The following is a 14,869-nucleotide window of genomic DNA, read 5'->3' as shown; positions in this document are numbered from 1 at the left end:
GACTGATCCGTCCGCTGCTTGATGCCCTAGCCCACGCGATCAGGTTGTGTCCTGCTGCGTGTCGTCTCGATCACATGGTTTCTATAGCTGCGCCGCACAGGGCAGCCAAATCACGGATTCTTACGGTCTGTTACAGACACGCTTAGCGGTTCGTCACCACAAAGCGCTGCTCCACCAAAGGCTTAAAGGTTGGTTAATGCGTGACTAACCCGCGGCCGTTCTGTGGCGCGGATGCACCATGCGCCACGGCTCGAGAGCCGCGGCGCACAGCCTCGTCGAGCCCTATTTCTCACCGCAACAACCATGAGTTGCTTTGCTGCAGCGCGAAGGGGCCGGCGGTTTCCCGCCAGCCCCGGGCCGTGCCGGAGACCCGACCCGGTCAGTTCGCCTGACGGCGGAGGAAGGCCGGGATCTCGAGCTGATCGTCGTCCATCATCCGCGGCTGGGGCGCGGCCCGTCCCTGACCGTCGAGGTTGCCCTGGGCCGGGCGGTACTGCGGGACCGCGGGGGCGGCCGGAGCGCGCGGGGCCGGCGGCACGTGGGGCTGGGCCATGTGCGACTGGGCGATGTGCGACTGGGCCATATGCGGCTGCGGGGCGGCGGGCGAGGCCGGCCGGGCCGCCGGGGCGCCGTCCATGTCCTCGCGGCGGCCGCCGAAGCCCACCGTCGCGAGCCGGCGCAGTAGCGAGGTCCGCTTGGATTCCGGGGCGGCCTCCTCGGCAGCGCGGTTCGCCATGATCTGCGTCTGGGCGATCGGCGGCAGCTCGTGGATCTGCGGCATGCGCGGGGCGCGGGCGAGCGGCGTGCCCGTCGGGGCGGCCGGACGCGGCGGCACGAACGGGCCGGCCTCGACGGCGGGCGCCGCCTCGACGCGCTGCGGCGCGGGGGCCGGGACGAACGGCGACGCGGCGCGCGCCTGGACCGGGGCGAGCACGACGTCGTCGCGGGTCATCGGCGCGGCGGCCTCGATGCGGCTGTCGATCCGCGACTCGGGGCGCATCTCGGGGGCCGCGAGCGGCGCGGGGGCCGGGGCGGGCATCGGCGCCGGAGCGACCGACTCGGTGCGGATGCTCGGCACCGGCGAGGCGGCGCGCGAGCGGGCCTCGGCGCGCAGGCGCTCGGCAACCTCGGCGATGCGCTGCTCGGTCTCGGCGATGGCCGGGTTGTTGGGCGAGTTCGCCGAGATCAGCGCCGGCTCGATGCCGGTGGCGACCACCGACACGCGGATGATGCCGTCGAGGCTCTCGTCGAAGGTGGCGCCCAGGATGATGTTGGCGTCCTGGTCGACCTCCTCGCGGATGCGGGTGGCGGCCTCGTCGAGCTCGTAGAGGGTCAGGTCGGAGCCGCCGGTGATCGAGATCAGCAGGCCGCGGGCGCCCTTCATCGAGACGTCGTCGAGCAGCGGGTTGGCGATGGCGGCCTCGGCGGCGCGGTTGGCGCGCTTCTCGCCGGACGCCTCGCCGGTGCCCATCATGGCCTTGCCCATGCCGCGCATGATCGCCCGGACGTCGGCGAAGTCGAGGTTGATGAGGCCCTCCTTCACCATCAGGTCGGTGATGCAGGCGACGCCCGAGTAGAGCACCTGGTCGGCCATCGCGAAGGCGTCCGCGAAGGTGGTCTTCTCGTTGGCGACCCGGAACAGGTTCTGGTTCGGGATCACGATCAGGGTGTCGACCGCGGCCTGCAGCTCCTGGATGCCGGACTCGGCGGTCCGCATGCGGCGCATGCCCTCGAACTGGAACGGCTTGGTCACGACGCCGACCGTCAGGATGCCCATGTCGCGGGCCGCCCGGGCGATGACCGGCGCGGCGCCAGTGCCGGTGCCGCCGCCCATGCCGGCGGTGATGAAGCACATGTGGGCGCCGGAGAGCTGGTCGCGGATCTCGTCGATCACCTCGTCGGCGGCGGCCGAGCCGACCTCCGGGTGCGATCCGGCGCCGAGGCCCTGGGTGACGCCCAGGCCCATCTGGATCACCCGCTCGGCCTTCGAGGAGGTGAGCGCCTGCGCGTCGGTGTTGGCCACGACGAACTCGCAGCCGAGGAGGCCCGACTCGATCATGTTGTTGACGGCGTTGCCGCCGGCGCCGCCGACGCCGAACACGGTGATGCGGGGCTTCAGTTCCCGGATGTCCGGCGCCTGGAGGGTGATGGCCATGGTGTCGAGCCTCTCGCTAACTGTGCTGTCCGTGCGACGCCTGGGCGCCGGATCCCTTCGATCCCCCCGCGCGAGCGGGCGGGCGTGAAACCTAGAAGCTGTCCCGGAGCCAGCGGCCGACCCGGTTCAGGTAGTTGTCGGTCCCGGTCGCCGCGAAGGCGCCGTGCCCCCGCGGCTCGAAATGCTCGGCATGGGCGACCTGCGGGTAGACGAGCAGGCCGACCGCCGCCGAGAAGGCCGGACCCTTGGCGGCTTCCGGCAGGCCCCGGATGCCGAGGGGCCGTCCGATCCGCACCTGACCCTGGAGGACGCGGCGGGCGACCTCGGGCAGACCGACGAGCTGGCTGGCGCCGCCGGTGAGGACGACGCGCCGCCCGGCCTGGGCGGCGAAGCCCGCATCGCGCAGGCGGTCCCGCACCAGCTCGACCACCTCCTCGACGCGCGGCTTGATGATCCGCACGAGCTGCGAGCGCGGGATGTGGGCCGGCGCCTCGCCCTCGTCCTCGCCGACGCCGTGCACGGCGATCATGTCGCGGTCGTCGGAGGGAGTGGAGAGGGCCGAGCCGTAGAGGGTCTTCAGCCGCTCGGCCGCCGCCATGCGGGTGGAGAGGCCGCGGGCGATGTCCATGGTGACGTGGTGGCCGCCGACCGCCAGGGCGTCCACGTGAACGAGGTGGCCGCCGGAGAACACGCCGACGCTGGTGGTGCCGCCGCCCATGTCGACGACGCAGACGCCCATCTCGGCCTCGTCGTCGACCAGCGCCGAGAGGCCGGCTGCGTAGGGCGTGGCGATCACCGCCTCGACGCCGAGGTGGCAGTGCTCCACCGCCAGCATGACGTTGCGGGCGGCCGCGAGCTCGCTGGTCACCACGTGCAGGTCGACGCTGAGCGCCTCTCCGATCATGCCCGACGGGTCGATGACGGCGCCCTGCCCGTCGAGGGCGTAGCCGGTGGGCAGCGCGTGCAGCACGGCCCGGCCGGGGCTGACGCCGTGGGCGCTGGCGGTCTCGAGCACCCGCTCGACGTCGCTGCCCGTGACGGTGCCCGAGCGGACGTTCACCCGCGCCTGGAAATGCTGCGAGGCGAGCCGGCCGCCCGACATGTTGACGATGACCGACTGGACCTCGACCTTGGCCATCCGCTCGGCGGCGTGGACCGCCTGACGGATCGCGCTCTCGGCCGCGGCGAGATCGACGATGGCGCCGCCCTTCAGGCCCAGGGAGCGCTGGTGGCCGATGCCGATGATGCGCGCGAGGTGCGTGCGGCCGCGGAGCGTCGTGAGCGCTTCGGCGGGCTGCAGCTCGGCGATGAGGCAGACCACCTTGCTCGTGCCGATGTCGAGCACCGAGAGGGTGGTCGAGCGCCGGGCGGAGAGCGGCTTCAAGCGCGGCGTGAGGCCGTGTTGGCTGTGCATTGACGCTACCGGGCGCGGGATGCGGGACGGGCGGAGATCGACAGGAAGGGCATCAGCTGGCCGCGCCCTTCTTCTTCGCCTTCTGGGCTTCCGCGCGGGCGGCGGCGGCCTCCTCGGTCAGGCGCACCACCAGGCGGTCCGGCATGCGCAGGTCCACCGCGATGACGTCCTTCTCGAGCAGGTGGGCCTCGCGCTCGAACCGGACGAGGCGGGCGAGCGCCGCGGCCGGATCGACCTCGGGCAGGCGCACGTCGATGCCGTCGAACTTGAGGGTCCAGCGCCGGCCCGACACGTAGGTGCCGGCCTTGATCCGCTCGGCGAGCGGCCCCGCGGCGGCGATGAGGGCGAGGTATTCCGGAAGCTTGGTGTTGGCGTCCTCGCCGACCACCAGGGGCAGGCTGGCGTAGCGGTCGTCGCGCATGGCGTCGATGACGGTGCCGTCGGCGGCGATCACGCTGATCTCGCCGTTCTTCTGCCAGAGGGCCGCGGGCTCGCGCTCCACCTGGGTGATGGCGATCTCGTTGGGGTAGATCTTCCGGACCGAGGCCTGCGCGATCAGCGGCACGCGGAGCAGCCGCTCGCGCACGTCGGCGACGTCGAGGAAGGGAACCGAGGAGCGCCAGTCGATCCCGGCGGCCGCCAGGACCTCGCGCTCGTACATGCGGGAGATGCCCGAGATGGTGACGCGCTCGACGCCGAAGCCGGCGACGCGCGCGGCGATGTCGAGGGGGCGGCCCTGCTCGGCCACGAACGCGTCGTAGCGGCCGCTCGCCACGAAACCGGCGAGCGCCACGGCGGCGGCGGAGACGGAGACCGCCACGATCCCGGCGCCGCGGGGCAGGCGCTCGCTCAGGCGCTGACTCGGGCGGGCCCGACGAACCGAGAGCGACCGGGACGTGCCGCGGCCGGTGAGCCGGCCCAGGATCGCGCCTGCGAGGCGCGCGGGACCGCTCCGGCCGGCGGCGTCGCCGCTCAGCGATTCAGGGAAGCGTCCTCCACCATCCATCGGACGAGCTCACCGAAACTCAGGCCCGCATGGGCCGCCATCTCCGGCACAAGGCTCGTCTGGGTCATGCCGGGTTGCGTGTTGACCTCCAGCACCACGAGCAGACCGGTTCCACCCGGTGTGTCGTCGTAGCGAAGGTCGGCACGGCTGACGCCCCGACAGCCCAGTGCTTGATGCGCCGTTAACGACAGTTCTTGGACACGCTGGTAAACATTTGGTTTAAGTTCGGCCGGGAGCACGTGCACCGAGCCCCCCGGGGCGTACTTGGCGTCGTAATCGTACCAATCGCCCGTGGCGGCCTTCACCTCGATCACCCCGAGGGCCTTGTCGCCCATCACGCCGCAGGTGAGTTCGCGGCCAGCAATGTAAGGTTCTGCAAGGACTTGCTCGCCGAACGTCCACTCCTCGGAGGCGAGGATCTGGGGCGGGTGCGAGCGGCCGTCGCGCACGATGATCACACCCACCGATGAGCCTTCCGCGATCGGTTTCACGACGTAGGGTGGCGGCAGGGGGTGTGTCCTGGCGGCCTCACGACGGTTAACGATCCGGCCCTCGGGCACGTCGACGCCGGCGGCGCGCATGACGGTCTTGGCCCGCTCCTTGTTCATCGCGAGCGCCGACGCGAGGACGCCGGAATGGGTGTAGGGGATCTTGAGGATCTCCAGCAGGCCCTGGATGGTGCCGTCCTCGCCGTCCGGCCCGTGGAGCGCGTTGAAGGCCACGTCCGGCCGGAGCGCCGTCAGCACCGCGGCGATGTCGGGGCCGACATCGACCCGGGTGACCCGGTAGCCCTCCCCTTCGAGCGCGTCGGCGCAGGCCTTGCCGGAACTGAGGGAGACCTCGCGCTCGGCGGAGGTGCCGCCCAGCAGGACGGCGACGTGCTTGGACATCAGGGCACCTCGAATAGGTCGGCTTCAATCAGGATCTGAGCGCACCGGTCCGTCCGGAACACCGCTCTCACGTCGTGCCGGCGGGCTGGCCGATGCGCCGGATCTCCCAGCGCAATGCGACCCCGCTGGTCTCCCGGACGCGGCGGCGGACCTCCTCGCCGAGCCCCTCGATATCGGCCGCGCTCGCAGTACCGGTATTGATCAGGAAGTTGCAGTGCATCTCGCTGACCTGGGCGCCGCCCCGCCTCAATCCGCGGCAGCCGGCGGCGTCGACGAGCTGCCACGCCTTGCCGCCGTCCGGGTTGGCGAAGGTCGAGCCGCCGGTCCGCTCGCGGATCGGCTGCGCGGCCTCGCGGGCGGCGGTGACCCGCTCCATCTCGGCCTCGATGGCGACCCGGTCGCCGGGCCGCCCGCGGAAGACGGCGCGCGTGAAGATCACGTCCTCGGGCGCATCAGCATGTCGGTAGGAGAAGCCCATGTCGGCGTGGCTGAAGGTGCGCAGCGCGCCCCCGCGGTCGATGCCGCGGGCCTCGACCAGCACGTCGGTGGTCTCGCCACCATGCGCGCCCGCGTTCATGCGCAGCGCCCCGCCGATCGAGCCGGGGATGCCCCGGTAGAAGGCGAGCCCGTCGAGCCCGGCCTCGGCCGCCGCCTTGGCGAGGCGCATGTCCGGGACCGCGGTACCGACGGTCAGCGCGTCGCCGTCGATCGCGATGCTGCCGAAGGCCTTGCCGCCGAGGCGCACGACCACGCCCGGCACGCCGCCGTCCCGCACGATCAGGTTCGAGCCGAGCCCGATGACCGTGACCGGCACGTCCGGATCGAGAGCGGCGAGGAGGCGGGCGAGATCCTCCTCGTCGGCCGGGGTGAACAGCACTTCGGCCGGTCCGCCGACCCGGAACCAAGTGAGGTCGGCGAGCGGCTGGTCGGCGAGCAGGCGCCCGCGGAGGTCGGGCGCGGCGGCCCGGATGCGATCGTGCAGAGAGGCGGTCATCTGTGTGTCTCCCCTCGCCCCGCCCGCGGGGAGAGGGATGCGGCGATCCTGGTGTCGTCGCATCGGGGTGGCAGCGGACGCTGCGAGGCCGGGGTCCGGAGAGTCACCGCCGGGTTCATCCTCGGAGCGCAGCCCAGTGTGGACGGTCGAGGGTGCCGCCGACCCGAGAGGCCTCCCGGGGCAGGCGCGCGCACCGCGCCTACCGTCCCCGCGCGGCGAGTTCGTCCGGCAGGGCGTAGGCCCACTGGGTGATCGTGCCGGCGCCGAGGCAGACCACGTAGTCGCCGGGCTTGGCGAGGTCCGCGATGATGCCCGCGAGTTCCTCCGGCCGCTCCAGGGCCCGGGCGTCGCGGTGACCGCGGGAGCGCAGGCCGGCCACGAGGCTGTCGCGGTCGAAGCCCTCGATCGGTTGCTCGCCGGCCGCGTAGACCGGCGCGACGATGACCGTGTCGGCATCGTTGAAGCAGGTGCAGAAATCGTCGAACAGCGACTGCAGCCGGGTGTAGCGGTGCGGCTGCACGATGGCGACGACGCCGTGCTCGGTCGAGGCGCGGGCGGCCTTGAGCACCGCCTTGATCTCCACCGGATGGTGTCCGTAATCGTCGAAGATCGTCGCGCCGTTCCACTCGCCGGTGCGGGTGAAGCGCCGCTTCACGCCGCCGAAGCCCGCGAGCGCCTGGCGGATCGCGTCCGGCTTCACGCCGAGCTCGTGCGCGACGGCGAGCGCCGCGGTGGCGTTGAGGGCGTTGTGCTTGCCGGGCATCGGGAGGACGAGATCCTCCATCTCCATCCGGTAGCCGGGCCGACGGTCGCGGATCATCACGCGGAAGCGGCTCTGGCCGCCGCGCAGGTCCACGTCGATCAGGCGCACGTCGGCCTGCGGGTTCTCGCCGTAGGTGATGATCCGCCGGTCCTCGATATGGCCGACGAGGTCCTGGACCACCGGGTGGTCGATGCACATCACCGCGAAGCCGTAGAACGGGATGTTGTCGATGAAGCGCCGGAACGCGTCCTTGATCGCGTCGAACGAGCCGAAATGGTCGAGATGCTCGGGATCGATGTTGGTGACGATCGCGACGTCCGCCGGCAGCTTCAGGAAGGTGCCGTCGGACTCGTCGGCCTCCACCACCATCCACTCGCCCGCCCCCATGCGGGCGTTGGTGCCGTAGGCGTTGATGATGCCGCCGTTGATCACGGTCGGGTCGAGGTTGCCGGCGTCGAGCAGGGTGGCGACGAGCGACGTGGTCGTGGTCTTGCCGTGCGTGCCGGCGATCGCCACGCAGGACTTGAAGCGCATCAGCTCCGCCAGCATCTCGGCCCGTCGCACCACGGGCAGGCGTCGCTCGCGGGCAGCCTGCAGCTCGGGGTTGTCGCGCCGGATCGCGGTCGAGACGACGACGAGGGCGGCCTCCTCGACGTTCTTGGCATCGTGGCCCACGAAGGTGCGCATGCCCTTCTCGGCGAGACGGCGGACATTGGCGTTGTCGGAGGCGTCCGAGCCCTGCACCGTGTAGCCGAGGTTGTGCATCACCTCGGCGATGCCGGACATGCCGATGCCGCCGATGCCGATGAAGTGGATGGGGCCGAGCTTGTCGGGCAGCTTCATGGGTCGAACCGTCTGGTGGCGGGACCGCCGGTGCGGAATCCCTCAAGAAATCAGGTGCGGGCGGCCGTCTCGACGACGACCTCGGCCAGCCGCTCGGCGGCGTCGTGGATGCCCGCGCTTCTGGCCGCATCGGCCGCCGCGGTCAATTTTGCCGGCGTCTCGAAGCAGGCGGTCAGCTCCGCGGCGAGCCGTTCGGGCGTGAAATCCGGCTGCTTCACCGCCAGCGCCGCGCCGATGGCGTCGAGGGTCGCGGCGTTGGCGGCCTGGTCCTGGTCGAGGGAGCCCGGCAGCGGCACGAGGATCGACGGGCGGCCGATCGCCGCGAGCTCGGAGACCGTCGAGGCGCCGGAGCGCGAGACCACGAGGTGGCTCGCGGCCATCCGCGCCGGCAGGTCCTTGAAGAACGGCGCCGCCTCGATTCCGGCGAGCCCCATGGCGAGATAGCGGTTCTGAACGGCCGTCAGGTCCTCGGGGCGGACCTGCTGGACGAGGTGCAGGCGGGCGCGCAGCGCGTCGGGCAGGCGGGCGATCGCCTCCGGCACGACCTCGCCCATCACGCGCGCGCCCTGGCTGCCGCCGAAGACGAGGAGGCGCAGGGCGTCGCCTTCGCCGAAAGCGGGATACGGGACCTTGGCCGCCTCGATCACCGCCGGGCGGAGCGGATTGCCGGTGTGGATCCGCGGGGCCTTGGCCTTGTCGGGCACGCCGCGCACGACCTTGAAGCCGGTGGCGATGGTGCGGGCGCCCCGCGCCAGGAAGGCGTTGGCCCGGCCCATCACGGCGTTCTGTTCGTGCAGGATCGTCGGCACGCGCAGGATCTGGCCGGCGAGCACCGGTGGGACGGTCGGGTAGCCGCCGAAGCCCACGACGGCGGCCGGGTTGATCCGGCGGATCTCCTTCGCGGCGACGCCGAAGCCCCGGCCGAGGGTCAGCACGGCGCCGGCCCGCTTCAGCGGCGAGCGGCCGGACGGCGTCGCCGACGCGATGGTGACGACCTCCGAGGCCGGGAACTCGGACGCGATGGAATCGACCCGGGCGTCGGTGGCGAGCGCCACGCGGATGCCGCGGGCGCGCAGGACGTGGGCGAGGCTCTCGGCCGGGAACAGGTGGCCGCCGGTGCCGCCAGCGCAGAGCAGGATCGTGGGCGTGAAGACGGTCACCGCATCACCCCGGCGACGGTGGCGGGCGCGGTGCCGGGGGGCTTCTGGCTGAGCATGACGGTGCGGGGCCGCTTGCGGGTCAGGGCGACGAGGAAGCCGGTGCCGAGCGCCAGCGAGATCAGCGAGGAGCCGCCGTAGGAGACGAACGGCAGCGTCATGCCCTTGGCGGGCATCAGCTGGGTGTTCACCGCCATGTTGATGCAGGCCTGCAGGCCGAACAGTGTGGTCAGGCCGGTGATCGCCAGCCGCGAGAAGGTGTCGTCGGTGCGCCGCGCCAGCTTGAGGCCGCGCAGGACGATGAAGGCGAACAGCGCCACGAGGCAGAGGCAGACGATCACGCCGAACTCTTCGCCGGTGACCGAGAAGATGAAGTCGGTATGCGCGTCCGGCAGGTGGCGCTTGGCCACGCCCTCCCCCGGCCCGGTGCCGAACCAGCCGCCCGAGCGGAACGATTCGCGCGACCAGAAATCCTGGAAGCCGCCGCCCGAATCCCGGTCGAGGAACTTGTTGAAGCGCTCACGCACGTGGTGGAAGAACAGATAGGCAGCGAACACACCTCCGAGGCCCAGCACGCCGAGGACGGCCACCCAGATCAGGTGGAGGCCGGCCACGAAGAACAGCGCGCACCACACCATGGTAATCAGCATGGTCTGGCCGAAATCGGGCTGGAGCAGCAGCGGCACGATGGTGATCGGCAGTAGCAGCAGCGCCAGGATGCCGCCCGGCATGTCGCGGCGCTGGGCGCCCTCCGAGAAGGCCCAGGCGGCGACGACCACGAAGGCCGGCTTCACGAACTCCGAGGGCTGCAGGCCGAAGGAGCCGAACTGGATCCAGCGATGCGCGCCCTTGATTTCGGGCCCGAACTTGCCGGCGAGCAGGCACAGGATGACGCCCAGGATCCACGTGACGAGCGCGAGCCGCCGGATGCCGCGGAGCGACAGGAACGAGACCGCGCAGATCAGCAGGATGGTCGGCGCGAGGTACATCGCCTGCCGGTTGAGGAAGTAGAAGGTCGGCAGGCCGATCCGCTCGGCCACGGGCGGGCCGCCGCCCATCAGGAAGACGAGGCCCGCGACCATCAGCGCGAACAGCGCCGCGAGCAGGCCGCGGTCCACCGTCCACCACCAGTCCGTCAGGGGGGTGCGTTCCGCGCGTGACATCATGCCGGGCAACGACTCCAGGCCGCGCGGATGCCGATCCGCGCGGGTCGGCCGGGATCCTCGGCAGGAATGGTAAACGGAGCCTTATGACCGACGGGTCGGGGCGCGTCGGGGCACGTCAGAACGCGCCGGCCACGCAGCCGGCGGCCCCTGGGATGCTGTATTAGGACGGCGCAATACTAGTAAAAAGACACTCTATGTTAATCTTCCCATTGCAACTTTCGGATGTATCGACCCGGCGGGTCGCGGTGCGCCGCGCCCGATCCGCCCAGCGGAAGCCGACGCGCCATGTTCTCTGCCCTGAACGTCCGTGAAGCGCATGCCAAGCTCGCGGCCCTCGACCGGGTTCAGGGCGTGATCGAGTTCGACCTGGCGGGGCGGATCCTGTCGGCGAACCGGAATTTCCTCGACGTCGTCGGGTACACGCTGCCGGAGATCGTCGGCCAGCACCACAGCATGTTCATGGAGCCGGCCCAGCGGGACGCGCCGGACTACCGGGCCTTCTGGGAACGCCTGCGCTCCGGCACCTTCGAGTCGGGCCAGTTCCAGCGGGTCGGCCGGGGCGGCCGGTCGATCTGGATCCAGGCCTCCTACAACCCGATGCTCGACGTCCGCGGCCGGCCCTACAAGGTGGTGAAGTTCGCCACCGACATCACGCAGCAGCGCACCGAGGAGGCCGACCGCGCCGGGCAGATCGCCGCGATCGATAAGGTGCAGGCGGTCATCGCCTTCGACCTCGACGGCACGGTGATCGCGGTGAACGACAATTTCCTCGCCGCGATGGGCTACAGCCGCGCCGAGGTGCTCGGGCAGCATCACAGCCTGTTCGTGGAGCCCGCCTACCGGGAGAGCGAGGCCTACCGGGCCTTCTGGGCGGCCCTGCGGAACGGCACCTATCAGGCGGCCCAGTTCCGGCGGATCGGCAAGGACGGGCGCGAAGTCTGGATCCAGGCCTCCTACAACCCGATCCTCGACGCCGCCGGCCGGCCCTACAAGGTGGTGAAATTCGCCACCGACATCAGCGACCAGGTCCGGCTGTTCGCCAACCTGCGGACCCTGATCGATCAGAACTTCGGCGAGATCGAGCAGGCGGTGACGCACTCGACCACGGCGGCCTCGCTGGCCTCGTCGGCGGCGGACTCGACCTCCGGGAACGTCCAGACCGTGGCGGCCGCCGCCGAGGAGCTGGCGGCCTCGGTGGCGGAGATGTCCCAGAGCATCGTGCGCTCCCAGAGCGCCACCGACACCGCCTATGCTTGCGTTCAGGACGCGGACGGCCACACCAAGCGGCTGGCCGAGACCGCCACCGCCATGACCGGCATCGTCGGCCTGATCCAGGACATCGCCGGCCAGATCAACTTGCTGGCGCTGAACGCCACCATCGAGGCCGCCCGCGCGGGCGCGGCGGGCCGCGGCTTCGCGGTCGTCGCCTCCGAGGTTAAGGCGCTGGCCGACCAGGCGGCGCGCGCCACCGGTCAGATCAACGGCGAGATCGCCAGCGTGCAGCGCGTCTCGCAGGAGGTCGTGCAGGCTCTCAGCTCGATCGGGTCCTCGGTCTCGGTGATGCGCGAGACCGTGGTGGCCACCGCGGCCGCCATCGAGGAGCAGAGTGCCGTGACCCGGGATCTGGCCGAGAGCATGCAGAGCGCCGCGGGGGCCGTCACGGAGATCACAGGCAACATCGGGGCGATCGTCCAGTCGGTGGCCAACGTCTCGCATGCGGTCGACACCACCCGCGACGCCGCCAAGGTTCTGGCGCGCTGAGGTTCTGGCGCGCTGAGGTTCTGGCGCGCTGAAGTGGCGCTGCCTCAGGGCAGCGCCTGAACCAGCTCGCGGAAGCGGTTGCCGCGGATCTCGAAGTTCCGGAACTGGTCGTAGGACGCGCAGGCCGGCGACAGGAGCACCACCGGCTCCGGTGCGCCCGAGGCGGCGGCGTTCTCGGCGGCCTTCGGGACGGCGTTCTCGAGGGTCTCGCAGCGCGTGTAGGGCACGGCGCCCTCCAGGGTCGCCGCGAAGGCGTCCGACGCCGCGCCGATCAGGTAGGCGTGCGCGACCCGCTCGAAATACGGCACCAGCGGGAAGATCCCGCCCTCCTTGGCCTTGCCGCCGAGGATCCAGTGGATGTCCCGGAAGGCGGTGAGGGCCTTCTCGGTGGAATCCGCGTTCGTCGCCTTGGAATCGTTGACGAACAGCACGTGGCCGCGCCGCCCGACCTCCTCCATCCGGTGCGGCAGGCCCGGGAACGAGGTCAGGCCGGCCTGGATCTGCTCCGGCGACAGGTCGAGGGCCCGCGCGACGGCCACCGCCACCGCGGCGTTCTGCCAGTTATGCGCCCCCCGGAGCGAGCCGATCCCGTTGACGTCGGCGAGGGCCGTCCCGTCCGGCTCCCGGACGATCCCGTCGCGCACCGTCAGCGCGTCGGCGCACAGCACGTCGCCGTGGGGCACGTGGACACGCACGAGGTCGGCGCCGCGGCGGTCCGCGATGGCGCGGCTCGGGGCGTCGTCGACGCCGACCACCGCGAGGCCGGCGCCCTGGATCAGACGCTCCTTGATGGCCGCGTACTGCTCCATCGTGCCGTGCCGGTCGAGATGGTCCGGCGTGATGTTCATCAGCACGCCGACGCTCGGGTCGAGGCTCGGCGTCAGGTCGATCTGGAACGACGACATCTCGATCACGTGGACGCGGTCGGCGGCCGGCGGCTCCAGCGACAGGATCGCGGTGCCGATGTTGCCGCCCATCTGCACGTCGCGGCCCCCCTGCGCGAGCACGTGGGCGATCAGCGCCGTGGTGGTCGATTTGCCGTTGGTCCCGGTGATCGCCACGAACGGCGCCCCCGGCGCCTGCGCCCGCCGCTCCCGGCAGAACAGCTCGATGTCGCCGATGATCTCGACGCCGGCATCCCGGGCGAGCCGGACGCTCCAGTGCGGCTCGGGATGGGTCAGCGGCACGCCCGGGCTCAGCACGAAGGCGGCGAACGCGGACCAGTCGGCCGCGCGCAGGTCCCGCGTCTCGATGCCGGCCTCCCGCGCGCGGGCGAGGCTGTCGGCATTGTCGTCCCAGGCCTGCACGCCCGCGCCACCGGCCTTCAGCGCCAGCGCCGTGGCGAGCCCCGAGCCGCCGAGCCCGAACAGGGCGACGGTCTTGTCCTGGAAGACGGTGACGGGTGTCATGCGGAACTCTGGATGCGGCGGCCGGACCCGGCCGACCCGAACCGGACCCTCGTCCCGGGCGCCCCGCCTCGGCGACCCCGAAGGCGGGCTCCCGGGATCGCGCGGCCGGCCGGGAGCCTCCTTCGAGGCTCCCTTCCGCGGCCGCGCCTCAGGACGAGGGCGAGGATCGGATCGACCTCTCAGGCCGCCCCTCTAGCACGATTTCTCAGCGCAGCTTCAGCGTCGCCAGGCCGGCCATCGCCAGGATCACCGCGATGATCCAGAAGCGGATCACGACCTGCGGCTCCTTCCAGCCCTTCTGCTCGAAATGGTGGTGGATCGGCGCCATGCGGAAGACGCGCTTGCCCGTGAGCTTGAACGACGCGACCTGGATGATCACCGACATCATCTCCAGCACGAACAGGCCGCCGACGATCGCCAGGACGATCTCGTGCTTCGTCGCCACCGCGATGGAGCCCAGCAGGCCGCCCAGCGCCAGGGAGCCGGTATCGCCCATGAAGATCTGGGCCGGCGGCGCGTTGAACCAGAGGAAGCCGAGCCCGGCGCCGATGACCGCGCCGCAGACGACGGCGAGCTCGCCCGTGTCGCGGACGTAGTTCACCTGCAGGTAGCTGGCGGTGAACGAGTTGCCGACGAGGTAGGCGATGAAGCCGAACGTGCCGCAGGCGATCATCACCGGCACGATCGCGAGGCCGTCGAGGCCGTCGGTCATGTTCACGGAATTGCCCGCCCCGACGATCACGAAGGCGCCGAACAGCGGGTAGAACCAGCCGAGGTTCAGCAGCGCGTCCTTGAACACCGGGAAGGCGAGCTGGTTCTGCAGCGCGGCGGGCGAGTAGACCGCGATGGTCACGCAGGCCGCCATGGCGATCACCGCCTCGAGGGCGAGGCGGAACTTGCCCGAGAAGCCCTTGTGCGACTGCTTCGTGACCTTGAGGTAGTCGTCGTAGAAGCCGATCGCGCCGAAGCCGAGGGTGACGGTCAGCGTCACCCAGACGTAGTGGTTGCGCGGGTTGGCCCAGAGCAGGATCGCCACGACGGCGCCGGCCAGGATCATCAGGCCGCCCATGGTCGGCGTGCCGCGCTTGGTCAGCAGATGGGTCTGCGGCCCGTCCTCGCGGATCGGCTGGCCCTTGCCCTGGCGGATCCGCAGCAGCGAGATGATCCAGGGCCCGAACCAGAACACGAACAGGCCCGCCGTGAACAGCGCGCCGCCGGTGCGGAAGGTGATGTAGCGGAACACGTTGAGCGGCGTGAAGCTGCTGCTCAGGTCCGAGAGAAGGTACAGCATCCGGGCGCTCGGCCCCCTTG

The 14,869-nt window shown here is 71.2% G+C and carries 11 protein-coding genes; 1 reads left to right on the top strand and 10 read right to left on the bottom strand.

The window, feature by feature from the left end:
• Window positions 1-379: 379 nt before the first annotated feature.
• From ftsZ to ACX9MN_RS13400, 8 genes are all read right to left on the bottom strand, one after another.
• A complete protein-coding gene (gene ftsZ / locus ACX9MN_RS13435; protein WP_489724690.1) occupies window positions 380-2,155 on the bottom strand; it encodes a cell division protein FtsZ in 1,776 nt (591 codons plus the stop codon).
• A gap of 91 nt (window positions 2,156-2,246) precedes the next feature.
• Complete coding sequence (ftsA, locus tag ACX9MN_RS13430) at window positions 2,247-3,569, bottom strand: cell division protein FtsA (protein WP_012319319.1); 1,323 nt, start codon at window positions 3,567-3,569, stop codon at window positions 2,247-2,249.
• Window positions 3,570-3,621: 52 nt separating this feature from the next.
• Complete coding sequence (locus tag ACX9MN_RS13425) at window positions 3,622-4,575, bottom strand: cell division protein FtsQ/DivIB (protein WP_091927095.1); 954 nt, start codon at window positions 4,573-4,575, stop codon at window positions 3,622-3,624.
• A complete protein-coding gene (locus ACX9MN_RS13420; protein ID WP_020094130.1) occupies window positions 4,542-5,465 on the bottom strand; it encodes a D-alanine--D-alanine ligase in 924 nt (307 codons plus the stop codon). Before ACX9MN_RS13420 ends, ACX9MN_RS13425 begins: the two co-directional genes overlap by 34 nt.
• A 67-nt stretch (window positions 5,466-5,532) precedes the next feature.
• A complete protein-coding gene (gene murB, locus ACX9MN_RS13415; protein WP_489724689.1) occupies window positions 5,533-6,459 on the bottom strand; it encodes a UDP-N-acetylmuramate dehydrogenase in 927 nt (308 codons plus the stop codon).
• Between the two features lie 199 nt (window positions 6,460-6,658).
• Complete coding sequence (gene murC, locus ACX9MN_RS13410) at window positions 6,659-8,065, bottom strand: UDP-N-acetylmuramate--L-alanine ligase (RefSeq protein WP_091927097.1); 1,407 nt, start codon at window positions 8,063-8,065, stop codon at window positions 6,659-6,661.
• 50 nt (window positions 8,066-8,115) lie between these two features.
• A complete protein-coding gene (murG, locus tag ACX9MN_RS13405) occupies window positions 8,116-9,225 on the bottom strand; it encodes an undecaprenyldiphospho-muramoylpentapeptide beta-N-acetylglucosaminyltransferase (RefSeq protein ID WP_489724688.1) in 1,110 nt (369 codons plus the stop codon).
• Entirely contained in the window at window positions 9,222-10,388 is a 1,167-nt protein-coding gene (locus ACX9MN_RS13400; RefSeq protein WP_020094126.1) for an FtsW/RodA/SpoVE family cell cycle protein, read from the bottom strand. Before ACX9MN_RS13400 ends, murG begins: the two co-directional genes overlap by 4 nt.
• A 285-nt stretch (window positions 10,389-10,673) precedes the next feature.
• Between ACX9MN_RS13400 and ACX9MN_RS13395 the strand changes: the two genes are divergently transcribed.
• On the top strand, window positions 10,674-12,149 hold the full coding sequence (locus tag ACX9MN_RS13395) for a methyl-accepting chemotaxis protein (RefSeq protein WP_020094125.1): 1,476 nt from the start codon (window positions 10,674-10,676) through the stop codon (window positions 12,147-12,149).
• Between the two features lie 44 nt (window positions 12,150-12,193).
• On the opposite strand, the gene murD is transcribed toward ACX9MN_RS13395, so the two are convergent.
• On the bottom strand, window positions 12,194-13,558 hold the full coding sequence (gene murD / locus ACX9MN_RS13390; RefSeq protein WP_489724687.1) for a UDP-N-acetylmuramoyl-L-alanine--D-glutamate ligase: 1,365 nt from the start codon (window positions 13,556-13,558) through the stop codon (window positions 12,194-12,196).
• A 205-nt stretch (window positions 13,559-13,763) separates the two neighbouring features.
• Window positions 13,764-14,849, bottom strand: a complete 1,086-nt coding sequence (gene mraY, locus ACX9MN_RS13385) for a phospho-N-acetylmuramoyl-pentapeptide-transferase (protein ID WP_012319328.1) — start codon at window positions 14,847-14,849, stop codon at window positions 13,764-13,766.
• Window positions 14,850-14,869 lie beyond the last annotated feature (20 nt).

The organism is Methylobacterium sp. 1A, from assembly GCF_058072805.1.
The sequence above is the reverse complement of the archived record's forward strand: the minus strand, read 5'-3'. Positions and strand labels throughout refer to the sequence as shown.